Source organism: Variovorax saccharolyticus (assembly GCF_030316765.1).
Taxonomy (GTDB): domain Bacteria; phylum Pseudomonadota; class Gammaproteobacteria; order Burkholderiales; family Burkholderiaceae_C; genus Variovorax; species Variovorax saccharolyticus.
Map to the genome: position 1 here is coordinate 51,075 of NZ_JASZYT010000020.1, position 24,103 is coordinate 75,177.

Here is a 24,103-nt window from a genome sequence, read left to right on the forward strand (position 1 = left end):
AATTCGAAAGCAAGACACGGAGTGCGTGGCCGATCGCCTTTTTCTACATTGAAGGCACCGATCAACAAGCACTCCAGAGGACGCAGATGAACATGAGCAACGCCAACGAAATGCGGGCCCTCGCCACGGCGAGCGATCCGCGCTGGGCGGCAGTGGCCGCGCGCGACCCGGCCGCCGACGGCCGCTTCTTCTACTCGGTACGCACCACCGGCGTGTACTGTCGGCCGTCGTGCGGGGCGCGGCCGGCGCGGCCCGAGAACGTCGAGTTCCATGCCTCGGCCGCGGATGCGGAGCGCGCGGGCTTCCGGCCCTGCATGCGCTGCAAGCCCGACCAGCCGGCGCGGTCGGAACGGCAGGCGGCGCAGGTCGCGGCGCTGTGCCGCTTCATCGAGTCAGCCGAACAGCCGCCCACGCTCGACGATCTGGCAGACCGTGCCGGCCTCAGCGCCTCCCATGTCCACCGGCTCTTCAAGCAGGTCACGGGATTCACGCCGAAGGCCTACGCGGCGGCGCATCGGGCCCGGCGCGTGCGCGAAGAACTGGTGCGCAGCGACTCGGTGACCAGCGCGATCTACAGCGCCGGCTACAACTCCAACGGCCGCTTCTACGCCGACGCCGACCGCACCCTCGGCATGACGCCCACGGCCTGGCGCGCCGGCGGGGCCGACACCGAGATCCGCTTCGCCATCGGCGAGTGCGCGCTCGGCGCGATCCTGGTGGCGCAGAGCGGGCGCGGGGTCTGCGCGATCGCGCTGGGCGACGATCCCGATGCGCTGGCACGCGATCTTCAGGACCGCTTTCCGCACGCCAGGCTGGTCGGCGACGATGCCGGATTCGAGGCCCTGGTCGCGACGGTGATCGGCTTCGTCGAGGCCCCGGCCCTGGGGCTCGAACTGCCGCTGGATCTGCGCGGCACCGCCTTCCAGATGCGCGTCTGGCAGGCCCTGCGCGAGATCCCTGCGGGCACGACCGCGAGCTACAGCGAGATCGCCGAGCGCATCGGCGCACCGAAGTCGGTGCGCGCCGTGGCCCAGGCCTGCGGCGCGAACACGCTGGCGGTGGCGATTCCCTGCCACCGCGTGGTGCGCAGCGACGGCAGCCTGTCGGGCTACCGCTGGGGCGTGGAGCGCAAGGGTGCGCTGCTGCGGCGAGAGGCGGAGCCGTCATGAGTGCTCGCGATCCGGACGGCGTCGACTGGGCGCAGGTGGGCAGCGATCTCGACGCGCAGGGGAGCGCCGTGATCCAGGGCCTGCTGACGCCCGAACAATGCCGCTCGCTGGCTGCGCTGTACGCCGAACCGAAGCCCTTCCGCAGCCGGGTCGTGATGGAGCGCCACGGCTTCGGTCGCGGCGAATACAAGTACTTCGACTATCCGCTGCCGGCGCGGGTCGCGGGCCTGCGCGAATCGATCTACCCGCGGCTCGCGCCGATCGCCAACCGCTGGAACGAGGCCATGGGCATCGATGCGCGGTTTCCTGCGCAGCATGCCGAGTTCATCGCGCGCTGCCATGCGGCGGGCCAACTGCGGCCGACGCCGCTGCTGCTGCAGTACGGGCCCGACGACTACAACTGCCTGCACCAGGACCTGTACGGCGAGCAGGTCTTTCCGTTGCAACTGGTGCTCCTGCTGTCCGAGCCCGGGCGCGATTTCACGGGTGGCGAATTCGTCATGACCGAGCAGCGCCCGCGCATGCAGTCGCGGCCGATGGTGCTGCCGCTGAATCAGGGCGACGGAGCGGTGATCGCGGTGCACCAGCGGCCGGTGCAGGGCACGCGCGGCGTCTACCGGGTCAACCTGCGGCATGGCGTCAGTCGCGTGTGCTCGGGCCGGCGGCATACGCTGGGCATCGTCTTCCACGACGCGACCTGAATGACGCTGGAACTGTTCGAGACCGAAGCCCCCTGGCGCGAGCCGCTCGCGCCCGGCGCGGTGGTGCTGCGGCGCTTCGCCAGCGGCCGCGATGCGGCCTTGCTCGCGGCCGTGCAAGCCGTGGTCGAGGCGGCGCCGTTCCGCCACCTGGTCACGCCGGGCGGCTTCCGGATGCAGGTGGCGATGACCAACTGCGGCGCGCTGGGCTGGGTCAGCGACCGCCGCGGCTACCGCTACGACACCCACGACCCCGACAGCGGTCGCCCCTGGCCGCCCATGCCGGCCGAGTTCGAGCAACTGGCCGCCGACGCCGCGGCCGAGGCCGGCTTCGGCGGCTTCGCGCCCGATGCCTGCCTGGTCAACCGCTACCTTCCCGGCACGCGGCTTTCGCTGCACCAGGACCGCGACGAGCGCGACCACGGCCAGCCGATCGTCTCCGTTTCGCTTGGCGTGCCGGCCATGTTCCAGTTCGGCGGCACACGGCGCACCGACAAGCTGCAGCGCGTGCCCTTGGCCCATGGCGACGTGGTCGTCTGGGGCGGTCCGGCGCGGCTCAGCTTCCACGGCGTGCTGCCCCTGAAGGACGCGCAGCATCCGCTGCTGGGCGCCTCGCGCATCAACCTCACGTTTCGCAAGGCGGGCTGAAGGCGCGGCGCGGTGCGAGCCTGGCGGTCTGGCCGAGCGCGGTGACGAAGAACTCCTCCTCGGCCATTCCCCGCAGGCTGCGCAGTTCGGCCAGCTTGCGCGGCGGCTCGTCCAGCGCCTCGTCGGTCAGCTGGAACACGCCCCAGTGGATGCCGAGCGATCGCTTGGCGCCGACATCGGCGTGGATGCGCAGGGCTTCCCCCACGTCCACGTGCTGGTCGCGCATGAACCAGCGCGGCGCATAGGCGCCGATCGGGATCAGCGCGAGATCGAAGCCGCCGCCCTGGGCCACGGTCTGGCGGGCGCTGAAGTGCTGGCGGATGTCGCCGAAGTCGCGCGAATAGCCGGTGTCGCCCGTGAACAGGAGGTGGCAATCGGGTGCCAGCACCACGAAGCCGCCCCACAGCGTGGCCATGGCGTCGCGCGGGCCGCGCGAGGACCAGTGCTGGGCCGGCACCAGCGCCACCTCGACCGTGCCCTGCGGCCCTTGCAGGCTCTGCCGGTCCCACCAGTCCAACTCGACCGTGCGGGTGATCCCGCGTGCTGCCAGCCAGGGCTTGAGGCCCAGCGGCACCACGAACAGCGGCGGGCCGCCGGGCTGCCGGTCGAGCGCCAGCACGGAAGCGGCATCGAGATGGTCGTAATGGTTGTGCGAGACCAGCACCAGGTCGACACGCGGCAACTCGCCCAGCGCGAGCCCCGGGGCCGCATGGCGCCGCGGGCCGACCAGCGGCAGCGGCGAGGCGCGGTGCGAGAACATCGGATCGGTCAGCAGGGTCAGTCCGCCCATCTGGACCATCGCCGTCGCGTGGCCGATCCAGGTGACGGCCGGCTGCATCGCGGCACCGGCGAGTGCATTGGCGCGCAGCCAGTCCAGTTCGGGCGCGACGCGGGGCGTCGGTGCCTGCGGCGGCGGCGGCAGGCGCAGGCGCGCGGCCTCGCGGCGCCAGCGCAGCACCTCCGACAGGCTCTTGGGCTCGAACTCGAGGTAGTTGTTCTGGAAGCCGTCGGGGCGGTGGTGCGACTTGGCGGGGTCGTGGTACGGGTTCATCGTGTGGCGCCGACTCTAGCCGGCGATCAGCTTCTGAACCAGTTCGGCGGTGGTCGCCGCCGCGTACTTGCGCATCAGCCGCGCCCGGTGGATCTCGACCGTGCGATGGCTGATCGCCAGCGCGCGTCCGATCTCCTTCGAGGTCAGGCCCTGCATCACCTGGGCCGCCACCTCGCGCTCGCGCGGCGTCAGGTCGGCCTTGGCCGAGCGTCGCGAGCCCAGGTCCTCGAAGATCCAGATGCCGGCCTCGTGCGGCGCCTCGCGGTTCAGCGCCTGGCCGCTCACGTGGCACCAGAAGGTTTCGCCGGCGAAGGCGCCGTGCAGGCCGCCGAGTCGTTTCATCATCCGGTTGTCGGCATAGCGGCCGCTGGCGTTCAGGATCGGCTCCATGCGCTTGCCGATGCGCTCGAATTCGGCGACGCTCGGGTACAGGACACGAAACGACTGGCCGACCAGCGCGCCGCGCGTGGCACCGAACATCTCGCACAGGCGCGCATTGCAGTCGACGATGATGCGGTTGCGCGACAGCACCATGCCCACCGGGGCCTGCTCGAAGGCAAGCCGGTAGTCGATGGCGGCGAGCGCGGTGTCGGGTGTGTCCATTACGAAATACTACGTATGCCAGTACGTAGTATCGTCCGAGTTCGGATTTCAACCCATCACCCAGCGAGGAACCATGGCGAACAAGATCTATCCCTCCGCCGACGCGGCGCTCAAGGGCGTCGTCGCCGACGGCCAGACCCTTGCCGTCGGCGGCTTCGGCCTGTGCGGCATTCCCGAAGCGCTGATCGATGCACTGCACGACTCCGGCGTCAAGAACCTGACCTGCATCTCGAACAACGCCGGCGTCGACGGCTTCGGCCTCGGCAAGCTGCTCGGCACGCGGCAGATCAAGAAGATGATCGCCAGCTACGTGGGCGAGAACAAGGAGTTCGAGCGCCAGTACCTCGCCGGCGAACTCGAGCTCGAGTTCACGCCGCAGGGCACGCTGGCCGAGAAGCTGCGCGCCGGCGGCGCCGGCATCCCGGCCTTCTTCACCAAGACCGGCGTCGGCACGCAAGTGGCCGAGGGCAAGGAACTGCGCGAATTCGACGGCGAGACCTACGTCATGGAGCGTTCGCTGGTGCCCGACGTGGCGCTGGTCAAGGCCGACGTGGCCGACAAGTCGGGCAACCTGCGCTTCCGCCTGACGGCGCGCAACTTCAATCCGGCGGCCGCGATGGCCGGCAAGATCTGCATCGTCGAGGTCGAGAAGATCGTCGAGATCGGCGAACTCGCCCCCGACGACATCCACCTGCCGGGCATCTACGTGCACCGCATCGTGCTCAACGCGACGCCCGAGAAGCGCATCGAGAAGCGCACCGTGAGCGCGTCGGTCGATGCCGCAGCCGCCAAGGTCGAGGCCCAGGCCGCGATCGCGCAGGCCGCCGCCGGCGTCGAAGTGCCCGCACCCGTCAAGAACACCAAAGGAGCCTGACATGCCCTGGACCCAGGACCAGATGGCCGCACGCGCGGCGCAAGAACTCGAAGACGGCTTCTACGTCAACCTCGGCATCGGCATCCCGACGCTGGTCGCCAATTTCGTCGGCGACAAGGAAGTCTGGTTGCAGAGCGAGAACGGCATGCTCGGCATCGGCCCCTTTCCGACCGAGGACCAGGTCGACGCCGACCTGATCAATGCCGGCAAGCAGACCGTCACGACCTTGCCGGGCTCGGCGATCTTCGGCAGCCACGACAGCTTCGCGATGATCCGCGGCGGCAAGATCAACCTGTCGATCCTCGGCGCGATGCAGGTCAGCGAGAAGGGCGATCTCGCCAACTGGATGATCCCGGGCAAGATGGTCAAGGGCATGGGCGGCGCGATGGACCTGGTGGCCGGCGTCAAGCGCGTGATCGTGCTGATGGAACACGTGGCGAAGAAGAAGGACGGCACCGAGGACCTCAAGATCCTCGAGAAGTGCACCCTGCCTCTGACCGGTGTCGGCGTGGTCGACCGCATCATCACCGACCTGGCCGTGCTGGACGTCACGCCCGAGGGGCTGAAGGTGATCGAGCTGGCCGAAGGCGTGAGCTTCGAGACGCTGCAAGCCAAGACCGGCGTCAAGCTCCAGCGCTGAACGGCGCGAAGTTCAGCGCGCTGCCGGGGCTGCGGCGGCGGGCGCCGGCGGCGGATTCGGCGGCAGCTGGTAGCTCCAGGTCTCGCTGATCGCCTTGTCGCCCTGGACCAGCGCGGCCCGCATCTCTACCGGCAGCGCCGGGTCCTTGACCTTCACCCGCAAGGCCACGCGCCAGCCCTTGATCGCCGGATTGCGTTCGATGCCGACGCCGAGCAGCTCGGCGTTGTCGCCTACGCTGACTTGCGGCTTGATGTCTGCACCATTTGAAAGGCCGGCCAGCGCCGGGCCCTCGAAATCGATCAGGAAGGCGCTGCTGCTGCCGTCGATGCGGCGGATCAGGTTGGCCTGCAGCTCCTCGTTGTCGGTGTGGAAGGTCTGCTTCACCCACGCGTTGTCGGCGCCATGCAGCGCGGGCTCGTCGGTGGTCCAGTGCATGCGGTAGGCGAACTGCAGCATCTGGCCGCGCTGCGTGGGCGCTGCGGGCGTCCAGAAGGCCACGATGTTGTCGTTGGTCTCGTCCGGCGTCGGGATCTCCATCAGCGTGACGCGGCCCTTGCCCCAGTTGCCGTGGGGCTCGATCCAGGCGCTCGGGCGCAGGTCGTAGCGGTCCTTGAGGTCCTCGTAGCGCGAGAACTCGCGCCCGCGCTGCAGCAGCCCGAAGCCCTTGGGGTTCTCGACCTCGAAGGAGCTGATCGCGAGCTGGCGCGGGTTGTTGAGCGGCCGCCAGAGCCATTCGCCGCCGCCGGTGTGGATCGCGAGGCCGTTCGAATCGTGGATCGCCGGCCGGAAGTTGCGCCTGAGCTCCGACTGCTGGTTCGGCCCGTACAGGAACATGCTGGTCAGCGGCGCGATGCCGAGCGTCTTGATGTCGCCGCGCACGAAGATGTTGGCCTGCACGTCGACCACCGCATCCTTGCCCGCCGGCGTCACGATGAATTGGTAGGCGCCGGTGGCGCGCGGCGAATCGAGCAGGGCATAGATGACCACCTGGCGGTCCTCGGGCGCCGGCCGCTGGATCCAGAACTCGCGGAAGTTCGGGAACTCCTCGCCGCCCGGCGGCGCGGTGTCGATGGCCAGGCCGCGGCTCGACAGCCCATACACCTGGCCCTTGCCGATCACGCGGAAGTAGCTCGCGCCGAGGAAGCTCACGATCTCGTCGAGCTTGTCGGGTTGGTTCACCGGATAGAGCAGCCGGAAGCCGGCGTAGCCGAGCTGGCGGGTCGCGGTCTTGTCGAAGGCCAGGCCGCCGAAGTCGAAGCGCTCGGGGTCGTACTTGATCTCCTGCACCCCGTCGGCCGTGATCTCGTTGATCCGCACCGCCGAATTGAACTGCATGCCCTGGTGGTAGAAGCCCAGCCGGAACGGCGTCTTCAGGTCGCTCCATTCGAAGCGGTCGGTGCGCGGCTGCATCTTCTGGTAGTCGGCGAACTGCATGCCGCTGAATTCCGGCGGCAGGTTGTTCACCGGCGCCACGTAGGGCTTGTTCATCAGCGCGCGGGCCTGCGCCGTGACCTCGTCGAGCGAGAAGGCCCGGGCCTGGGCGGTCCAGGACAGCGAGGCGGCGCAGATCAGGCAGAGCAGCGCGAGTTTCGGCGCCGGGCGGCGAGCGGTGCGAAGAGTCATGGAAAACGTTTGTAGGAAACTTCCTGTCGCACTTCGGATCAGTCCGAATCGACAAACATCGGCTTAGCTTAGCATCCGATGCTCGACGATCCAGCCTCTCGCGGAGGGGCCGTGTGCGAGACGACTCGCCGCACGCTGCGATGTATCCATGAAAGTCCCTGAATGAAGATGTCGTTTCTGCTGGCCCTCGCGGCCGGCCTGGCCAGCCCGCTGGCCTTCGCCCAGGCGCAGCCCGCCGCCCCGAAAAACAAGGCGGCCTTCGTGTCGGACCTGATCGCAAGAATGACGCTGGACGAGAAAATCGGCCAGCTCCGGCTCATCAGCATCGGCCCCGAGATGCCGATCGCGCAACTCGCCGACGAGATCGCGGCCGGCCGCGTCGGCGGCACTTTCAACTCGGTCAATCGCCCGGACAACCGCAGGCTGCAGGACGCGGCCATGAAGAGCCGGATGAAGATCCCGATGTTCTTCGCCTACGACGTGATCCACGGCCACCGCACGACCTTTCCGATCGGCCTCGGACTGGCGTCGAGCTGGGACCTGGGCGCCGTCGACCTGATGGCGCGCACCGCGGCCCGGGAGGCCAGCGCCGACTCGATCGACATGACCTTCGCGCCGATGGTCGACATCGCCCGCGACCCGCGCTGGGGCCGCACCTCCGAAGGCTTCGGCGAAGACCCGTACCTGGTGTCCGAGATCGCCAAGTCAGCGGTCAAGGGCTTCCAGGGCACGGTGCCGGTGCCGGCCGGCCGCATCATGACCAGCGTGAAGCACTTCGCGCTGTACGGGGCGGTGGAGGGCGGTCGTGACTACAACGTCGTCGACATGAGCCCGATGCGCATGTACCAGGACTACCTGCCGCCCTACCGCGCCGCGATCGATGCCGGCTCCGGCGGCGTGATGGTGGCGCTGAACTCCATCAACGGCGTGCCGGCCACCTCCAACACCTGGCTCATGCAGGACCTGCTGCGCCGCGACTGGGGCTTCAAGGGCGTGGCGGTGAGCGACCACGGCGCCATCGTCGAGCTGATCCGCCATGGCGTGGCCAAGGACGAGCGCGAAGCCGCCAAGCTCGCGATCAACAACGGCATCGACCTGAGCATGGCCGATTCGGTCTACCTCAACGAACTGCCCGGGCTGGTGAAGTCCGGCGAAGTCAAGATGAAGGCCATCGACAACGCGGTGCGCGAGGTGCTGGGCGCCAAGTACGACATGGGCCTGTTCCGCGATCCGTACCTGCGCATCGGCGTGGCCAAGGACGATCCGGCGGATCTCAATGCCGACAGCCGCCTCGACCGCCCCGCGGCGCGCGACGTGGCGCGCAAGTCGATGGTGCTGCTCGAGAACCGCAATCGCACGCTGCCGCTGGCGAAGACCGCGGCGATCGCGCTGGTCGGTCCGCTGGCCGATGCGCCGATCGACATGCTGGGCAGCTGGTCGGCCGCGGGCTATTCGAAGAACGCGGTCACCTTGCGCGCGGGCCTCAGCACTGCGGTCGCCAAGAACGGGGGACGCCTGACCTACGCACGCGGCGCCAACATCACGAACGACGAAAGCACCGTCAAATACCTGAACTTCCTCAACTGGGACACGCCCGAGGTGACGCAGGACCCGCGGGCGCCGGCCGAGATGATCGCCGAGGCGGTCAAGGCGGCGCAGCAGGCCGACGTGGTCGTGGCGGCGGTCGGCGAGGCGCGCGGCATGTCGCACGAGTCGTCGAGCCGCACCAGCCTCGATCTGCCGCAGAGCCAGCGCGACCTGATCACCGCGCTCAAGGCGACCGGCAAGCCGCTGGTGCTGGTCCTCATGAACGGCCGTCCGCTCGCGCTGGTGCGCGAGCAGAAGGAGGCCGACGCGATCCTCGAGACCTGGTACACCGGCACCGAGGGCGGCAACGCGATCGCCGACGTGCTCTATGGCGACTACAACCCGGCGGGCAAGCTGCCGATCTCGTTCCCGCGCTCGGTCGGCCAGATTCCGACCTACTACAACCACCCGCGGCTGGGCCGGCCTTTCACCGAAGGCAAGCCGGGCAACTACACCTCGCAGTACTACGAGGAGGTCACGGGCCCGCTGTACCCCTTCGGCTACGGCCTGAGCTACACCGAGTTCTCGCTGTCGGACGTGAGCCTGTCGAGCCCGACGATGCGGCGCAATGGCAAGATCGAGGCTTCGGTGAGCGTGAAGAACACCGGCCAGCGCGCCGGCGAGACCGTGGTCCAGCTCTACATCCAGGACATCGCCGCGTCGGTCGTGCGGCCGGTCAAGGAACTGCGGGACTTCCGCAAGCTCATGCTGCAGCCGGGCGAGGAGCGCGTGGTGCGCTTCACGATCGACGAGGACAAGCTCAAGTTCTTCAACGCCCAGTTGCACCGCGTGGCGGAGCCGGGCCGCTTCAATGTCCAGATCGGATTCGACTCGCAGGCCGTGCGGCAGCAGGGCTTCGAGCTCGAGTAGTCCACCCGGGCAAGGACCCCCCATGAATGCCATCGAAGCCTTGCGCGGCCTGTGGCTGCAGGCCGGATTGCCCGAAGAAGCACTGGGCTTCGCGCAGCTGACCGGTGCCGACCCGGTGCTGCCGTCGTCGTTCGCGGTCGGGACGGCGGCCCAGAGCACCATCGCGGCGGCCGCGCTCGCCGCCTGCGAGCTCGGCCACCAGCGCGGCGCCGCGCGCCAGACGGTGAGCGTCGACATGGCGCATGCGGCACTCGAGTGCACCGGCTGGTTCAGCCTCGATGGCCGCGTGCCCGAGCTCTGGGATGCCTTCTCGGGCCTCTATCGCGCCGCCGATGGCTGGGTGCGTATCCATGCCAACTTCGCGCACCACCGCGAAGGTGCGCTGCGGCTGCTGGGCCTGGACCCGCAAGGTGCGCAACGTGCCGACGCGCAGGCCGCGATGCTGCAGTGGAAGGCCATCGATTTCGAGGACGCGGCTGCGGCCGAGGGCCTGGTCGCGACCGCGCTGCGGCGCTTCGACGACTGGGACGCGACGCCGCAGGGCCAGGCGCTGGTCGGCCAGCCGCTGTTCACGATCGAGCGCATCGGCGACGCACCGCCGCTCGCGCTCGCGCCGCTGGCGGCCGGACGCCGCCCGCTGGCCGGCGTGCGCGTGCTCGACCTCACGCGCATCCTGGCCGGCCCGGTGGGAGGACGCGCCCTTGCGGCCTATGGCGCCGACGTGATGCTGATCAACTCGCCGCATCTGCCCAACATCGAGGCGATCGCCGACACCAGCCGCGGCAAGCTGTCGGCGCATGTCGACCTGAAGACGGCCGAGGGCAGCCGGACGCTGACGGGCCTGCTGGCCGATGCGCACGTGTTCGTGCAGGGCTACAGGCCCGGCGGGCTGGCGGCGCTGGGGTTCGGCGCCGCCGACACCTCGCGCATCCGGCCCGGCATCGTCCATGTGTCTCTCACGGCCTACGGCACGAGCGGCCCCTGGGCCCGGCGCCGCGGCTTCGATTCGCTGGTGCAGACCGCGATGGGCTTCAACCACGCGGAGGGCGATGCCAAGGGCGACGGCCAGCCCCGCCCGCTGCCGATGCAGATCCTCGACGAGGCGACCGGCTACCTGATCGCGATGGGTGCGGCGGCGGCGCTGTGGCGCCAGCAGCGCGAAGGCGGCAGCTGGCATGTGCAGGTGTCGCTGGCGCAGACCGGGCGGTGGCTGCGCGAGCTGGGGCGCGTCGAGGGCGGGCTCGGTGCGGCCGTGCCCGACCGGACGCCGTACCTGGAGACCTCGGCCTCGGGCTTCGGTGAACTGTGCGGGCTGCGGCACAGCGCGCAGCTGGCGCGCACGCCGGCGGAGTGGACGCGGCCTTCGGTGCCGCCGGGGACGGATGCGGCGGTTTGGCCGCCGAGTGGCTCCTAGGGCGAGTCGCGCCACCGAACTTTGGCCTGCGGCAGAATCCTGTACCCGCGGCAGAGCCGAGACTTCAAGGAACATCACACATGGGCGCCCAATGGAAAGCCAAGCACAAGGACCTGGCCGCCAACGCCAAGGGCCGCTTGTTCGGCAAGCTCGCCAAGGAAATCATGATCGCGGCGCGCAGCGGCGCCGACCCGACATCGAACGCGCGGCTGCGGCTCGTGGTCGAGCAGGCCCGCAAGGTCTCGATGCCCAAGGACACGCTCGAGCGCGCCATCAAGAAGGGTGCCGGCCTGACCGGCGAGTCGGTGCATTTCGACCACGTGATCTACGAAGGCTTCGCACCGCACCGGGTGCCGGTGATGGTCGAATGCCTGACCGACAACGTGAACCGCACTGCGCCGGAAATGCGGGTGCTGTTTCGCAAGGGGCAACTGGGTGCGTCCGGCTCGGTGGCCTGGGACTTCGATCACCTCGGCATGATCGAGGCCGAAGCCCAGCAGCCGGGAGCCGACCCTGAGCTCGCGGCCATCGAGGCGGGCGCGCAGGACTTCGAGCGCGGCGAAGAAGAGGGCTCGGCCACCTTCCTGACCGACCCGGTCGACCTCGACGTCGTGAGCCGTGCGCTGCCGGCCCAGGGCTTCACGGTGCTGTCGGCGAAGCTGGGCTACAAGGCCAAGAACCCGATCGATCCGGCCAGCCTGAGTGCCGAGGCGCTGGAGGAGGTCGAGACCTTCCTGGCCGCCATCGACGCGAACGACGACGTGCAGAACGTGTTCGTGGGCCTGGCGGGGTAGCCGCTGCAACCGCCCGCAGACCTGCTCGAACACCATCCAATGAACTCAACACCTTGGAGCGGCACGGTGTCGGTGGCACCGATGATGGACTGGACCGACCGCCATTGCCGCTACTTCCATCGCCTGCTGACCCGTCGTGCGCTGCTCTACACCGAGATGGTGACCACCGGCGCGCTGATCCACGGCGACGTGCCGCGCCACCTGCGCTTCAACCCCGAGGAGCACCCGGTCGCGCTGCAGCTGGGCGGCAGCGAGCCGGCCGACCTGGCGCACTGCGCGAAGCTGGGCGAGGAATGGGGCTACGACGAGATCAACATCAACTGCGGCTGCCCCAGCGAGCGAGTCCAGCGCGGCGCCTTCGGCGCCTGCCTCATGAACGAGCCGCAGCTGGTGGCCGATTGCGTGAAGGCGATGGTGGACGTGGTCGACGTCCCGGTCACGGTCAAGCACCGCATCGGCATCGACAAGATCGAGAGCTACGATTTCGTGCGCGACTTCGTCGGCCGGGTCAGCGAGGCCGGCTGCAAGACCTTCATCGTCCATGCCCGCAATGCCTGGCTCAAGGGACTGTCGCCGAAGCAGAACCGCGAGGTGCCGCCGCTGCGCTACGAGCTGGTGCACCGGCTCAAGCACGACTTCCCGTCGCTCGCCATCTCGATCAACGGCGGCTTCGCAGGCAACGACGCGATGCACGCCCACCTGCGCCTGCTCGACGGCGTCATGATCGGCCGCGAGGCCTATCACAACCCCTGGTGGCTGGCCGAATGGGATGCGGAGTTCTTCGGCGAGGCGCCGTCGGCGCTGACGCGCGAAGAGATCGAACTGCAGATGTGCGACTACATGGCCCGCGAAGCGGCCGAGCACGGCACGCCGTGGTCGAACATCGCGCGCCACATGCTGGGCCTGCGCAACGGCCTGGCCGGCGCCCGCCGCTGGCGCCAGGTGTGGAGCGACCACAAGCTCAAGAGCAGCGCCCCCCATGAGGTCATGGCCCTGGCGCACGAACCCGCCGCCCAGCCCGCCTGATAGCAAGACCAGAATTTCCGCTGGCCGGCGAAGCCAGGCCCCTTCGTGAAACACCGCGGATCTGGCTTCGCCAGTCCGCCGGTGTTGCCCCCGGTCGGGGGTGGGCGGGCTACACGCAGTGAGCCCAACCTGGGGGCGAGCTCAGTTAGCCGCTTCCAGCCCGTTGCGGAAGTGCTGCTGCATCCGCTGCATCGCGACCGCGGCGTCGCGCGCCTTGATCGCCTCCATGAGCGCCCGGTGCTCCTTCAGCGATTCGCCGATGCGCCCGGCCTTCAACAGCGAGTTGTGCCGGTTGAGCTTCATCACCTTGCGCAGGTCGGCCACCATCTGGTCGCGCCAGCGGTTGTTCGCGATCGCCAGCAGCCGCATGTGGAAGCGCTCGTTGATCGCGAAGAAATGCTCGCGGTCCACGTGCCCCGGCTTCGCGGCGGCCTCGAGTTCGGCGTGCAGCCGCTCGAGTTCGGCCAGCTCCGCATCGCTCGCACGCTCGGCCACCACGCCCGCGGCATCGCTCTCGAGCAGGCTCAGCAGGTGATAGACGTCCGACAGATCCTTCTCCGACACCTCGGTCACGTAGGCGCCGCGCCGCACCTTCATCGTTACCAGCCCCTCGGCGGCGAGAACCTTCAGCGCCTCGCGCAGCGGCGTTCGGCTGATGCCGTATTCCTCCGCCAGCTTGAGTTCGTCGATCCAGCCGCCGGGCTCGAGTTCCCGGCTGAAGATGCGCTGGCGCAGCAGTTCCGCCACCTCTTCGTAGAGGGCTCGCGGGGTGAGGGTGACAGCGGACATGGCTGAAATGTACCCCAATTTTGATCTTTGAATTAATAATTACGGATGGTAGACTCGGCGGCACTGGCCTGCAACAGTGCAGGCACTCCTCGCAATTCGCATGACCTTCAAAGCGGCGCCCATGAGCAAAACCGAATTCACCTTTTCGCCTTCGACCCTCGAAGCCTGGACCAAGGCGGCTGCCAAGTCCGCCCCGGGCGGCAGCCTCGAGGCGCTGAACTGGGTCACGCCGGACGGCATCACAGTCAAGCCGCTCTACACCGCGGCCGACCTGCAGGGGCTCAAGTACACCGACACCTTGCCCGGCTTCGAGCCCTACCTGCGCGGCCCGCAGGCCACGATGTACGCGGTGCGGCCGTGGACCATCCGACAGTACGCGGGCTTCTCGACCGCCGAGGAGTCGAACGCCTTCTATCGCAAGGCGCTGGCGGCCGGCGGGCAGGGCGTGTCGGTGGCCTTCGACCTGGCGACCCACCGCGGCTACGACAGCGACCACCCGCGCGTCACCGGCGATGTCGGCAAGGCCGGGGTGGCGATCGATTCGGTCGAGGACATGAAGATCCTGTTCGACCAGATCCCCCTCGACAAGGTCAGCGTCTCGATGACCATGAACGGCGCCGTGCTGCCGGTGCTGGCGGGCTACGTGGTCGCGGCGGAAGAGCAGGGCGTGGCGCAGGACCAGCTGAGCGGAACCATCCAGAACGACATCCTCAAGGAGTTCATGGTCCGCAACACCTACATCTTTCCGCCGGCGCCGAGCATGCGGATCATCGGCGACATCATCGAGTACACGGCGCAGAAGATGCCGAAGTTCAACTCGATCTCGATCAGCGGCTACCACATGCAGGAGGCCGGCGCGAACCAGGCGCTCGAGCTGGCCTTCACGCTGGCCGACGGCAAGGAATACGTGAAGACAGCGCTGGCCAAGGGCCTGGACGTCGACGGCTTCGCGGGCCGGCTCAGCTTCTTCTGGGCCATCGGCATGAACTTCTATCTCGAGGTCGCCAAGATGCGCGCCGCGCGCCTCCTGTGGTGCCGGATCATGAAGGAGTTCGAGCCGAAGAACCCCAAGAGCCTGATGCTGCGCACCCACTGCCAGACCTCGGGCTGGTCGCTGACCGAGCAGGACCCCTACAACAACGTGGTGCGCACCACGATCGAGGCGATGGCCGCGGTGTTCGGCGGCACCCAGAGCCTGCACACCAACGCGCTCGACGAGGCGATCGCGCTGCCGACCGAGTTCAGCTCGCGCATCGCGCGCAACACGCAGCTCATCATCCAGGAAGAGACGCACATCACCAGCGTGATCGACCCCTGGGCCGGCAGCTACATGATGGAGAAGCTCACGCAGGACATGGCCGATGCGGCCTGGGCCATCATCGAGGAGGTCGAGGCGATGGGCGGCATGACCCGCGCCGTCGACAGCGGCTGGGCCAAGCTCAAGATCGAGGCCGCGGCGGCCGACAAGCAGGCCCGCATCGATTCGGGCCGCGACGTCATCGTCGGCGTCAACAAGTACAAGCTCAAGACCGAAGACACGCACGACATCCTGCAGATCGACAACGTCAAGGTACGCGACGGCCAGATCGCCAAGCTCCAGGCCATCCGCGAGAAGCGCGACAGCGCCGCCGTGCAGGCGGCCCTCGATGCGCTCACCGCCGCGGCGGAAAGCGGCGAGGGCAACCTGCTCGCGCTCAGCATCGACGCGGTGCGCCTGCGCGCCACGGTCGGCGAGATCAGCGATGCGCTCGAGAAGGTCTATGGCCGCCACCGCGCCGACACGCAGAAGGTCACGGGCGTCTATGCCGCGGCCTACGATTCGGCCGAAGGCTGGGAGGCGCTGCAGCACGAGATCGCGGCCTTCGCCGAAGAACAGGGCCGGCGCCCGCGCGTGATGATCTCCAAGCTCGGGCAGGACGGCCACGACCGCGGCGCCAAGGTGGTGGCCACGGCCTTCGCCGACCTGGGCTTCGATGTCGATATGGGCCCGCTGTTCCAGACGCCCGAGGAATGCGCCCGCCAGGCGATCGAGAACGACGTTCACGCGGTGGGCGTCAGCACGCTCGCCGCCGGCCACAAGACCCTCGTGCCGGCGATCATCGCCGAGCTCAAGAAGCAGGGCGCCGACGACATCATCGTCTTCGTCGGCGGCGTGATTCCGCGCCAGGACTACGACTTTCTCTACGAGGCTGGCGTCAAGGGCATCTACGGCCCGGGCACCCCGATCCCGGCGAGCGCCAAGGACGTGCTCGAGCAGATTCGCGCGGCAGTTGCAGCCTGAAGATGCAGCCGCCCAAGTCACCGGTCACGGTGGACGCGCTGCTGGCCAGCGATGGCCCTGTGCAGCGCCGCGCGATCGCCAAGACCATCACGCTGCTCGAATCGACGCGCGCCGACCATCGTGCGCAGGCCGACGAGTTGCTGACGGCCCTCTTGCCGCACACCGGCAAGTCGTTCCGGCTCGGCATCTCGGGCGTGCCGGGGGTCGGCAAATCGACCTTCATCGAGACCCTCGGGCTGTTCCTGATCGCGCAGGGCCACCGCGTCGCCGTGCTCACCATCGATCCGTCGTCCACCGTCTCGGGCGGCTCGATCCTTGGCGACAAGACGCGCATGGAGCATCTGTCGGTGCATGAGCGCGCCTACATCCGGCCGAGCCCGTCGAGCGGCACGCTCGGCGGCGTGGCCGAGAAGACCCGCGAAGCGATGCTGGTCTGCGAGGCCGCCGGCTACGACGTCGTGATCGTCGAGACTGTCGGCGTCGGCCAGAGCGAGACCGCGGTCTCGGGCATGACCGACATGTTCGTGCTGCTGCAGCTGCCCAATGCCGGCGACGACCTGCAGGCGATCAAGAAGGGCGTGATGGAGCTGGCCGACCTGGTGGTCATCAACAAGGCCGATATCGACAAGGACGCCGCAACCCGGGCCCAGGCCCAGATCACCTCCGCGCTGCGGCTGTTCGGCCACCATGGCAATCCGGCCCATGCGCAGGCCATGCATGCCGCCCACGCGACGCCCGGCACGCCGGAAGCCGAAGTGCGCTTCTGGCTGCCCAGGGTGCTCCAGCTCAGCGCGCTGCTGGGTACCGGCGTCGACGCCTTCTGGGCCGCCGTGCTGCAGTTCAAGGCGCTGCAGGCGGCCAACGGCCGCTTCGCCAGCCGGCGCGAGAAGCAGGCGCTGGCCTGGATGTGGGAACGCATCGACGCCGGCCTCAAGCAAGCCTTTCGCCAGCACCCGCAAGTGCGCGAAATGCTTCCCCATGCGGTCGCCCAGGTGGCGGCCGGCAAATTGCCTGCCTCGACTGCGGCGCGCCAACTGCTCGCCGCGCAGGCCGGACAGGCGTAGCCTTTCGCAGTCCCTTTCAAAAAAGATCAACTCTTACGACGGAACGTCATGAAAGAAATCCTCGAACAACTCGAAAAACGCCGCGCCCAGGCCCGGCTCGGCGGTGGCCAGAAGCGCATCGACGCCCAGCATGCCAAGGGCAAGCTGACGGCGCGCGAGCGCATCGAACTGCTGCTCGACGACAACACCTTCGAAGAGTGGGACATGTTCGTCGAACACCGCTCGAGCGACTTCGGCATGGCCGACAACAAGATCCCGGGCGATGGCGTCGTCACCGGCTACGGCATGATCAACGGCCGCCTGGTGTTCATCTTCAGCCAGGACTTCACGGTCTTCGGCGGCGCCCTCAGCGAGGCCCATGCCGAGAAGATCTGCAAGGTGATGGACCAGGCGATGAAGGTCGGGGCGCCGGTCATCGGCCTCAACGATTCGGGCGGTGCGCGCATCCAGGAAGGCGTGGCCTCGCTGGGCGGCTATGCCGACGTGTTCCAGCGCAACGTGATGGCCTCGGGCGTGGTGCCGCAGATCAGCATGATCATGGGCCCCTGCGCCGGCGGCGCGGTGTATTCGCCGGCCATGACCGACTTCATCTTCATGGTGAAGGACAGCAGCTACATGTTCGTCACCGGCCCCGAGGTGGTGAAGACCGTGACCCACGAGGACGTCACCGCCGAGGAACTCGGCGGCGCCTCGACCCACACCACCAAGAGCGGCGTGGCCGACATGGCCTTCGAGAACGACGTCGAGGCGCTGATGATGCTGCGCCGGCTCTACAACTACCTGCCGCTCAACAACCGCGAGAAGCCGCCGGTGCGGCCCAGCGGCGACCCGGCCGACCGCGCCGACCTGTCGCTCGACACCCTGGTGCCCGACAACCCGAACAAGCCCTACGACATGAAGGAGCTGATCGCCAAGGTGGTCGACGACGGCGACTTCTTCGAGCTGCAGCCCGACTACGCGAAGAACATCGTGATCGGCTTCGCCCGCATGGAAGGCCAGAGCGTCGGCATCGTCGCCAACCAGCCGCTGGTGCTGGCCGGCTGCCTGGACATCAAGTCCTCGATCAAGGCGGCGCGCTTCGTGCGCTTCTGCGATGCCTTCAACATCCCGGTCTTGACTTTCGTCGACGTGCCCGGCTTCATGCCCGGCACCAGCCAGGAATACGGCGGCATCATCAAGCACGGCGCCAAGCTGCTGTATGCCTATGCCGAATGCACGGTGCCGAAGATTACGGTCATCACGCGCAAGGCCTATGGCGGCGCCTACGACGTGATGGCCTCGAAGCACCTGCGCGGCGACGTCAACCTGGCCTGGCCGCGCGCCGAGATCGCGGTGATGGGCGCCAAGGGCGCGGTCGAGATCATCTTCCGCGAGGACAAGAACGACCCCGAGAAGCTCGCCGCGCGCGAGGCCGAGTACAAGGCGCGATTCGCGAATCCGTACGTGGCGAGCACGCGCGGCTACATCGACGACGTGATCCTGCCGAGCGAGACCCGCAAGCGGATCTGCCGCAGTCTGGTGATGCTGCGCGAGAAGAAACTCGAGAACCCGTGGCGCAAGCACGGCAACATTCCGCTCTGAGACCGGAGAACAAGAACATGTTCAAGAAAATCCTGATTGCGAATCGTGGCGAGATCGCTTGCCGCGTCATCAAGACCGCAAAGAAAATGGGCATCCTCACGGTGGCCGTCTATTCCGACGCCGACAAGGACGCGCGCCATGTCGAGCTGGCCGACGAGGCAGTGCACATCGGCGGCTCGGCCAGCCGCGACAGCTACCTGCAGGCCGACCGCATCATCGCGGCCTGCAAGAAGACCGGCGCCGAGGCCGTGCACCCGGGCTACGGCTTCCTGTCCGAGAACGAGGCCTTCGCCCGCAAGGCCGAGGAAGAGGGCATCGTCTTCATCGGACCGAAGCACTATTCGATCGCCGCGATGGGCGACAAGATCGCCTCGAAGAAGCTCGCCAACGAAGCCAAGGTCAACACCATCCCCGGCTGGAACGACGCCATCGAGACCGCCGAGCGCGCGGTCGAGATCGCCAAGGACATCGGCTACCCGGTGATGATCAAGGCCTCGGCCGGCGGCGGCGGCAAGGGCCTGCGCGTGGCCTTCAACGACAAGGAAGCCTTCGAGGGCTTCACCTCGTGCCGCAACGAGGCCCGCAACAGCTTCGGCGACGACCGCGTCTTCATCGAGAAGTTCGTCGAGGAGCCGCGCCACATCGAGATCCAGGTGCTCGGCGATGCGCAGGGCAACGTGATCTATCTCAACGAGCGCGAATGCTCGATCCAGCGGCGCCATCAGAAAGTGATCGAGGAGGCGCCGTCGCCCTTCATCAGCGATGCCACGCGCCGAGCCATGGGCGAGCAGGCGGTGGCGCTGGCCAAGGCCGTCAATTACCAGAGCGCGGGCACGGTGGAGTTCGTGGTCGGCAAGGACCAGAGCTTCTATTTCCTCGAGATGAACACCCGGCTGCAGGTCGAGCATCCGGTGACCGAGGCGATCACTGGCCTCGACCTGGTCGAGCTGATGATCCGCGTCGCCGCCGGCGAGCAGCTGCCGCTGGCACAGAAGGACGTGAAGCGAGAAGGCTGGGCCATCGAATGCCGCATCAACGCGGAGGACCCGTTCCGCAACTTCCTGCCCTCGACCGGCCGGCTGGTGCGTTTCCAGCCGCCCAAGGAGACCATGTTCTCGGCCGACACCGAGCATCTGTACGGCGTGCGCGTCGACACCGGTGTCTACGACGGCGGCGAGATCCCGATGTTCTACGACTCGATGATCGCCAAGCTGATCGTCCACGGCCGCGACCGTGCGCATGCCATCGCGCTGATGCGCGAAGCCCTCAACGGCTTCGTGATCCGCGGCATCAACAGCAACATCCCGTTCCAGGCGGCGCTGCTGGCGCATCCGAAGTTCGTCAGCGGCGACTTCAACACCGGCTTCATCGCCGAGCACTACGGCAAGGGATTCCAGGCCGAGGACGTGCCGCACGACGACCCCGATTTCCTGGTCGCGCTGGCGGCCTACATGCATCGCCGCTATCGGGCGCGCGCGTCGGGCATCAGCGGCCAGCTCGACGGCCATGGCGTCAAGGTCGGCGAGCAGTTCGTGGTGGTCGTGATGGACGACAAGGGCCAGCATGTGCACAAGCCGGTGTCGGTCACCGACTTCCACGGCCAGAGCGGCTCCAGCGCGGTGGCGGTGGGCGAGCGCAGCTACAAGATCGACAGCAAGGCGCCGCTCGGCAGCATCCGGGTCGAGGGCATCGTCAACAACCGGGCTTTCGTCGCCCAGGTCGAGCGCGGCGCGGGCAAGAATCCGCTGGCGCTGCGGGTGGTCCACAACGGCACGCGGATCGAGGCGACCGTGTTGTCGCCGCTCGGCGCGCGGCTGCTCTCGCTGATGCCCTACAAGGCGCCGCCGGACCTGAGCAAGTTCCTGATGTCGCCGATGCCGGGGCTGCTGGTCGAGGTCTCGGTGCAGCCCGGCCAGCAGGTGCAGGCCGGCGAGAAGCTCGCGGTGATCGAGGCGATGAAGATGGAGAACGTGCTGTTCGCGACACAGGACGGGGTGGTCGGCCACATCGCCGCGGCCAAGGGCGAATCGCTCTCGGTCGACCAGGTCATCATGGAGTTCGCATAGATGGGAGCCAATGACCTGAAGGCGGCCGAGTCCCGGACCGTCAGCCTGCATCGTCCGGCGGCGGCTTTCATCGCGCCGCGCGGCCCCTGGTCGGTGGAGGCGGTGCAGGCCTTGCTCGACAAGCCCTTCAGCGACCTGCTGTTCCAGGCGCAGACGGTGCATCGCGAGCACTTCCCCGATGGCGACATCGAGCTTGCCACGCTGCTGTCCGTCAAGACCGGCGGCTGCCCCGAGAACTGCGGCTATTGCCCGCAGTCGGCCGAGTTCGACACCGGCGTCAAGGCGCAGAAGCTGATGGAGGTCGACGAAGTGCTGCGTGCCGCGCAGGCGGCCAAGGATGCCGGCGCCACCCGCTTCTGCATGGGCGCGGCCTGGCGGGCGCCGAAGGACCGCGACGTCGAGAAGGTCGCGGTGCTGGTCGAAGCCGTCAAGGGGCTGGGCCTGCAGACCTGCGCCACCCTCGGCATGCTCGAGCCGCAGCACGCGGTGCAGCTCAAGGCAGCGGGCCTGGACTACTACAACCACAACCTCGACACCGCGCCCGAGTACTACACCGACATCGTCGACACGCGCAGCTACCAGGACCGGCTCGACACGCTGGCCCATGTGCGCGCCGCCGGCATCAGCGTGTGCTGCGGCGGCATCGTCGGCATGGGCGAGGCGCCGGTGCATCGGGCGGGGCTGATCGCCCAGCTCGCCAACCTCGATCCCTATCCCGAGTCGGTGCCGATCAACAGCCTGGTGCGCGTGCCGGGCACGCCGCTGGCCGATTCGGACCCGATCGATCCGCTGGACTTCGTGCGCATGATCGCGGTCGCGCGCATCACGATGCCGAAGGCGCGCGTGCGTCTTTCGGCGGGCCGGCAGCAGCTCGGCGATGCCGTGCAGGCGCTGTGCTTCCTGGCCGGCGCGAATTCGATCTTCTACGGCGACAAGCTGCTGGTCACGGGCAACCCCGACGTCGAGGCCGATGTGCAGCTGCTGTCCAGGCTGGGGCTCAAGGCCCGTTCCACCTCCGAGCAGGGAGCATGCAGATGAAGCGTCCATTCAAGGTTCTGGGCATCCAGCAGATCGCCATCGGCGGGCTCGACAAGGGCCGGCTGCAGAAGCTGTGGGTCGAGATGCTGGGCCTGGAGGTCACGGGGACCTTCAAGAGCGAGCGCGAGAACGTCGACGAGGACATCTGCGCCATCGGCAGCGGACCCTTCAAGGTCGAGGTCGACCTGATGCAGCCGCTGGATCCCGAGAAGAAGCCCGCGGTCCACGCGACGCCCCTGAACCATGTCGGCTTGTGGATCGACGATCTTCCGGCGGCGGTCGATTGGCTCACGGCCCAGGGGGTTCGCTTCGCGCCGGGCGGCATCCGCCAGGGCGCGGCCGGCTTCGACATCTGCTTCCTGCATCCCAAGGGCAACGACCAGTTCCCGATCGCGGGCGAGGGCGTGCTGATCGAACTGGTGCAGGCGCCAGCCGAAGTGGTGAAGGCGTTCTCGGCCCTCGCGGCCGGCTGAGCGCGGCGGATCAGGCTCCGGGGCGGCGCCAGATGGCCAGCGTCGCCGCCAGCAGCCACATCCCGGCCGCGCAGCCGCGATTCAGCGCGCGCAGGCTGCGCTGCGAAAGCCATCGCACGGCCTGCGTTCCGGCCGTCGCGTAGGCCAGCATGATCAGCGTGTCGATGGCAACGAAGACCGCTCCCAGCATCAGGTACTGCGGCCCTTGCGGATGGGCGATGTCGACGAACTGCGGCAGGAAAGCGGCGAAGAACAGCAGCGACTTCGGATTCGACAGGGCGACGGCCAGGCTGCGCAGCAGCGCCAGCCGGCCGCGCAGCGGTCGCGCCGACGCGTCCGCCAGCGCGGCGCCCACATCGGCCGGCGGCGTGCGCCAGAGCTTGACGCCGAGCCAGACCAGGTAGAGCACGCCGGCGACGCGGATCGCATTGAACAGCCACTCGGATGCCGCCAGCAGGGAGCCCAGCCCGAGCGCCACCGTGGCGATGACGATGCTGCTGCCGAGCGACGCGCCGGCAATGCCCCAGGCCGCCGCGCGCATGCCGCCGGAGATGCCGTTGGAAAGCGCCAGCAGCATGGTCGGCCCGGGCGTGATGGCCAGCGCCGTCGAAGCCAGGATGAAGAGCAGCAGGGTGTCGAGGCTCATGATCGATTGGGTAGGGTCTTGGCGGCAGCGGCGCGGGCGCGCGCCAGCGCGGCTTCGACGATCGCCCGCTTGCGGTCGGTCGCCTCGGGCGCGTTCGCCGGCTCGTCGCCCTGCGATGCAAGAACGGGCCCGCTGCGAGATCGCCGCGTCGCATGCGCGGCGTAGCGCGCCCGCGCGTGGCCGGCCTGATCCTGCGACCAGGCCTGCCAGCCGCTGCGGCCCGGCGTGACCGTCTCGAGCGAGATGCAGTCGACCGGACAGACCGGGATGCACAGTTCGCAGCCCGTGCAATGGGCGTCGATCACGGTGTGCATGCGCTTGTGGATGCCGACGATGGCGTCGGTGGGGCAGGCGTCCAGGCACAGCGTGCAGCCGATGCACCAGGCTTCGTCGATCACCGCCAGGGCGCGCGGCCCCTCGACGCCGAATCGCGGATCGATCGGATGTGCCGCCTTGCCCGTGACCTGCGCCAGTCGCGCGACGCCTTCGGCGCCGCCGGGCGGGCATTGGTTGATATCGGCCTCGCCGGCGTCGATGGCGTCGGCGTAGCCGGCGCAATCCGGGTAGCCGCAGCGGGTGCACTGCGTCTGCGGCAGCGCGTCGAGCAGGCGTGCGGCCGTCGGCGTCACGGCCTCAGCCGGCCTTGCGAAGGGCCGGAGTCGAGCGGCGCGCGGCCGGGGTCTTGCCCGCTGCCGCCGCCTTCTTGCGCGCCGGGCTGGCCTTGATCGTGTCCTCGGCGGCCAGGATCGTGCGGCTGGCGCGCTTTTGCGGCTTGTCGTGCGCTGCGATGAACTGCCTCACCTCGGGGTAGACCTGCTCGCGCCAGCGGCGTCCGCTGAAGATCCCGTAGTGGCCGGCGCCCTTGACCTCGAAATGGCGCTGCTCCTTGGCCGAGACGCCGGTGCACAGTTCGTGCGCCGCGCGGGTCTGGCCCGAGCCGGAGATGTCGTCCAGTTCGCCCTCGACCGTCAGCAGGCCGGTCGAATGGATGTCCTGCGGGCGCACCGGCTCGCGCTCGCCGGCGGGGTTCTTGACTTCCCAGGTGCCGTTCACGAGATCGAACTTCTGGAACACCGTGCGGATCGTCTCCAGGTAGTAGTCGGCGTCCATGTCGAGCACCGCGTTGTACTCGTCGTAGAACTTGCGGTGCGCCTCGGTGCTGGCGTCA

At 68.4% G+C, this 24,103-nt stretch carries 21 protein-coding genes and 1 pseudogene; 15 read left to right on the top strand and 7 right to left on the bottom strand.

Going from position 1 to position 24,103, the window contains the following annotated elements; translation table 11 throughout:
- The first annotated feature begins 86 nt into the window (after positions 1-86).
- From ada to alkB, 3 genes are read left to right on the top strand one after another with little or no spacing between them, the layout of a single operon-like run.
- Positions 87-1,169, top strand: coding sequence for a bifunctional DNA-binding transcriptional regulator/O6-methylguanine-DNA methyltransferase Ada (gene ada / locus QTI45_RS34620; protein WP_444813343.1), 1,083 nt, complete (start codon positions 87-89; stop codon positions 1,167-1,169).
- A complete protein-coding gene (locus QTI45_RS34625) occupies positions 1,166-1,870 on the top strand; it encodes a 2OG-Fe(II) oxygenase (RefSeq protein ID WP_286657573.1) in 705 nt (234 codons plus the stop codon). Before ada ends, QTI45_RS34625 begins: the two co-directional genes overlap by 4 nt.
- Positions 1,871-2,515, top strand: a complete 645-nt coding sequence (gene alkB, locus QTI45_RS34630; RefSeq protein ID WP_286657574.1) for a DNA oxidative demethylase AlkB — start codon at positions 1,871-1,873, stop codon at positions 2,513-2,515.
- On the opposite strand, the gene QTI45_RS34635 is transcribed toward alkB, so the two are convergent.
- Complete coding sequence (locus QTI45_RS34635) at positions 2,493-3,566, bottom strand: MBL fold metallo-hydrolase (RefSeq protein ID WP_286657575.1); 1,074 nt, start codon at positions 3,564-3,566, stop codon at positions 2,493-2,495. The genes alkB and QTI45_RS34635 overlap by 23 nt on opposite strands.
- 15 nt (positions 3,567-3,581) lie before the next feature.
- Positions 3,582-4,169 carry a LuxR C-terminal-related transcriptional regulator gene (locus QTI45_RS34640; RefSeq protein ID WP_286657576.1) on the bottom strand — a complete coding sequence of 196 codons (588 nt, stop codon included), beginning with the start codon at positions 4,167-4,169 and terminating at the stop codon, positions 3,582-3,584.
- A gap of 73 nt (positions 4,170-4,242) precedes the next feature.
- Here QTI45_RS34640 and QTI45_RS34645 point away from each other — a divergent pair, with 73 nt between their 5' ends.
- Positions 4,243-5,043, top strand: coding sequence for a CoA transferase subunit A (locus QTI45_RS34645; RefSeq protein ID WP_286372574.1), 801 nt, complete (start codon positions 4,243-4,245; stop codon positions 5,041-5,043).
- A 1-nt stretch (position 5,044) separates the two neighbouring features.
- Positions 5,045-5,683: a 3-oxoacid CoA-transferase subunit B gene (locus tag QTI45_RS34650; protein WP_286372573.1), complete on the top strand. Its 639-nt coding sequence runs from the start codon at positions 5,045-5,047 to the stop codon at positions 5,681-5,683.
- 12 nt (positions 5,684-5,695) lie between these two features.
- Here the strand turns inward: QTI45_RS34650 and QTI45_RS34655 are convergent, their stop codons facing one another.
- On the bottom strand, positions 5,696-7,306 hold the full coding sequence (locus tag QTI45_RS34655) for a glucan biosynthesis protein G (RefSeq protein ID WP_286657577.1): 1,611 nt from the start codon (positions 7,304-7,306) through the stop codon (positions 5,696-5,698).
- Positions 7,307-7,474: 168 nt separating this feature from the next.
- Between QTI45_RS34655 and bglX the strand changes: the two genes are divergently transcribed.
- The 4 genes from bglX (at position 7,475) to dusA (ending at position 12,997) form a co-directional block, all read left to right on the top strand.
- A complete protein-coding gene (gene bglX / locus QTI45_RS34660) occupies positions 7,475-9,763 on the top strand; it encodes a beta-glucosidase BglX (RefSeq protein WP_286657589.1) in 2,289 nt (762 codons plus the stop codon).
- A 22-nt stretch (positions 9,764-9,785) separates the two neighbouring features.
- The gene (locus QTI45_RS34665) at positions 9,786-11,177 is read left to right on the top strand and encodes a CoA transferase (protein ID WP_286657578.1); all 1,392 of its coding nucleotides are present in this window, start codon (positions 9,786-9,788) and stop codon (positions 11,175-11,177) included.
- Between the two features lie 80 nt (positions 11,178-11,257).
- Positions 11,258-11,971: a YebC/PmpR family DNA-binding transcriptional regulator gene (locus QTI45_RS34670; RefSeq protein ID WP_286657579.1), complete on the top strand. Its 714-nt coding sequence runs from the start codon at positions 11,258-11,260 to the stop codon at positions 11,969-11,971.
- A 39-nt stretch (positions 11,972-12,010) separates the two neighbouring features.
- A complete protein-coding gene (gene dusA, locus QTI45_RS34675) occupies positions 12,011-12,997 on the top strand; it encodes a tRNA dihydrouridine(20/20a) synthase DusA (RefSeq protein WP_286657580.1) in 987 nt (328 codons plus the stop codon).
- A gap of 141 nt (positions 12,998-13,138) precedes the next feature.
- Here the strand turns inward: dusA and QTI45_RS34680 are convergent, their stop codons facing one another.
- Complete coding sequence (locus QTI45_RS34680) at positions 13,139-13,786, bottom strand: GntR family transcriptional regulator (RefSeq protein WP_286657581.1); 648 nt, start codon at positions 13,784-13,786, stop codon at positions 13,139-13,141.
- A gap of 121 nt (positions 13,787-13,907) precedes the next feature.
- On the opposite strand from QTI45_RS34680, the gene scpA reads away from it, so the two are divergent.
- From scpA to QTI45_RS34710, 6 genes are read left to right on the top strand one after another with little or no spacing between them, the layout of a single operon-like run.
- Positions 13,908-16,067: a methylmalonyl-CoA mutase gene (gene scpA / locus QTI45_RS34685; RefSeq protein WP_286657582.1), complete on the top strand. Its 2,160-nt coding sequence runs from the start codon at positions 13,908-13,910 to the stop codon at positions 16,065-16,067.
- Between the two features lie 2 nt (positions 16,068-16,069).
- Positions 16,070-17,131, top strand: coding sequence for a methylmalonyl Co-A mutase-associated GTPase MeaB (meaB, locus tag QTI45_RS34690; protein WP_286372563.1), 1,062 nt, complete (start codon positions 16,070-16,072; stop codon positions 17,129-17,131).
- A 48-nt stretch (positions 17,132-17,179) separates the two neighbouring features.
- Entirely contained in the window at positions 17,180-18,712 is a 1,533-nt protein-coding gene (locus tag QTI45_RS34695; protein WP_286372562.1) for an acyl-CoA carboxylase subunit beta, read from the top strand.
- A gap of 17 nt (positions 18,713-18,729) precedes the next feature.
- A complete protein-coding gene (locus QTI45_RS34700) occupies positions 18,730-20,778 on the top strand; it encodes an acetyl-CoA carboxylase biotin carboxylase subunit (protein WP_286657583.1) in 2,049 nt (682 codons plus the stop codon).
- A complete protein-coding gene (gene bioB, locus QTI45_RS34705; protein WP_286372560.1) occupies positions 20,779-21,816 on the top strand; it encodes a biotin synthase BioB in 1,038 nt (345 codons plus the stop codon).
- Positions 21,813-22,289, top strand: coding sequence for a VOC family protein (locus QTI45_RS34710; protein WP_286657584.1), 477 nt, complete (start codon positions 21,813-21,815; stop codon positions 22,287-22,289). The genes bioB and QTI45_RS34710 overlap by 4 nt, the downstream gene beginning before the upstream one ends.
- Positions 22,290-22,299: 10 nt before the next feature.
- Here the strand turns inward: QTI45_RS34710 and QTI45_RS34715 are convergent, their stop codons facing one another.
- From QTI45_RS34715 to QTI45_RS34725, 3 genes and pseudogenes are all read right to left on the bottom strand, one after another.
- On the bottom strand, positions 22,300-22,935 hold the full coding sequence (locus QTI45_RS34715) for a LysE family translocator (protein WP_286657585.1): 636 nt from the start codon (positions 22,933-22,935) through the stop codon (positions 22,300-22,302).
- The gene (locus tag QTI45_RS34720) at positions 22,932-23,564 is read right to left on the bottom strand and encodes an RnfABCDGE type electron transport complex subunit B (protein ID WP_286657586.1); all 633 of its coding nucleotides are present in this window, start codon (positions 23,562-23,564) and stop codon (positions 22,932-22,934) included. The genes QTI45_RS34715 and QTI45_RS34720 overlap by 4 nt, the downstream gene beginning before the upstream one ends.
- A gap of 4 nt (positions 23,565-23,568) precedes the next feature.
- Positions 23,569-24,103: pseudogene (locus tag QTI45_RS34725) on the bottom strand (polyhydroxyalkanoate depolymerase); the annotation flags it as partial.

What these genes read in the sequence shown, in the direction of transcription:
- QTI45_RS34670 (WP_286657579.1), top strand. Translation starts at nt 11,258, where the DNA reads ATGGGCGCCCAATGGAAAGCCAAGCACAAGGACCTGGCCGCCAACGCC.
- bioB (WP_286372560.1), top strand. Translation starts at nt 20,779, where the DNA reads ATGGGAGCCAATGACCTGAAGGCGGCCGAGTCCCGGACCGTCAGCCTG.
- ada (WP_444813343.1), top strand. Translation starts at nt 87, where the DNA reads ATGAACATGAGCAACGCCAACGAAATGCGGGCCCTCGCCACGGCGAGC.
- QTI45_RS34625 (WP_286657573.1), top strand. Translation starts at nt 1,166, where the DNA reads ATGAGTGCTCGCGATCCGGACGGCGTCGACTGGGCGCAGGTGGGCAGC.
- QTI45_RS34650 (WP_286372573.1), top strand. Translation starts at nt 5,045, where the DNA reads ATGCCCTGGACCCAGGACCAGATGGCCGCACGCGCGGCGCAAGAACTC.
- dusA (WP_286657580.1), top strand. Translation starts at nt 12,011, where the DNA reads ATGAACTCAACACCTTGGAGCGGCACGGTGTCGGTGGCACCGATGATG.
- QTI45_RS34710 (WP_286657584.1), top strand. Translation starts at nt 21,813, where the DNA reads ATGAAGCGTCCATTCAAGGTTCTGGGCATCCAGCAGATCGCCATCGGC.
- QTI45_RS34645 (WP_286372574.1), top strand. Translation starts at nt 4,243, where the DNA reads ATGGCGAACAAGATCTATCCCTCCGCCGACGCGGCGCTCAAGGGCGTC.
- QTI45_RS34635 (WP_286657575.1), bottom strand. Translation starts at nt 3,566, where the DNA reads ATGAACCCGTACCACGACCCCGCCAAGTCGCACCACCGCCCCGACGGC.
- QTI45_RS34700 (WP_286657583.1), top strand. Translation starts at nt 18,730, where the DNA reads ATGTTCAAGAAAATCCTGATTGCGAATCGTGGCGAGATCGCTTGCCGC.
- QTI45_RS34680 (WP_286657581.1), bottom strand. Translation starts at nt 13,786, where the DNA reads ATGTCCGCTGTCACCCTCACCCCGCGAGCCCTCTACGAAGAGGTGGCG.
- QTI45_RS34665 (WP_286657578.1), top strand. Translation starts at nt 9,786, where the DNA reads ATGAATGCCATCGAAGCCTTGCGCGGCCTGTGGCTGCAGGCCGGATTG.
- QTI45_RS34640 (WP_286657576.1), bottom strand. Translation starts at nt 4,169, where the DNA reads ATGGACACACCCGACACCGCGCTCGCCGCCATCGACTACCGGCTTGCC.
- bglX (WP_286657589.1), top strand. Translation starts at nt 7,475, where the DNA reads ATGTCGTTTCTGCTGGCCCTCGCGGCCGGCCTGGCCAGCCCGCTGGCC.
- QTI45_RS34715 (WP_286657585.1), bottom strand. Translation starts at nt 22,935, where the DNA reads ATGAGCCTCGACACCCTGCTGCTCTTCATCCTGGCTTCGACGGCGCTG.
- alkB (WP_286657574.1), top strand. Translation starts at nt 1,871, where the DNA reads ATGACGCTGGAACTGTTCGAGACCGAAGCCCCCTGGCGCGAGCCGCTC.
- scpA (WP_286657582.1), top strand. Translation starts at nt 13,908, where the DNA reads ATGAGCAAAACCGAATTCACCTTTTCGCCTTCGACCCTCGAAGCCTGG.
- QTI45_RS34695 (WP_286372562.1), top strand. Translation starts at nt 17,180, where the DNA reads ATGAAAGAAATCCTCGAACAACTCGAAAAACGCCGCGCCCAGGCCCGG.
- meaB (WP_286372563.1), top strand. Translation starts at nt 16,070, where the DNA reads ATGCAGCCGCCCAAGTCACCGGTCACGGTGGACGCGCTGCTGGCCAGC.
- QTI45_RS34655 (WP_286657577.1), bottom strand. Translation starts at nt 7,306, where the DNA reads ATGACTCTTCGCACCGCTCGCCGCCCGGCGCCGAAACTCGCGCTGCTC.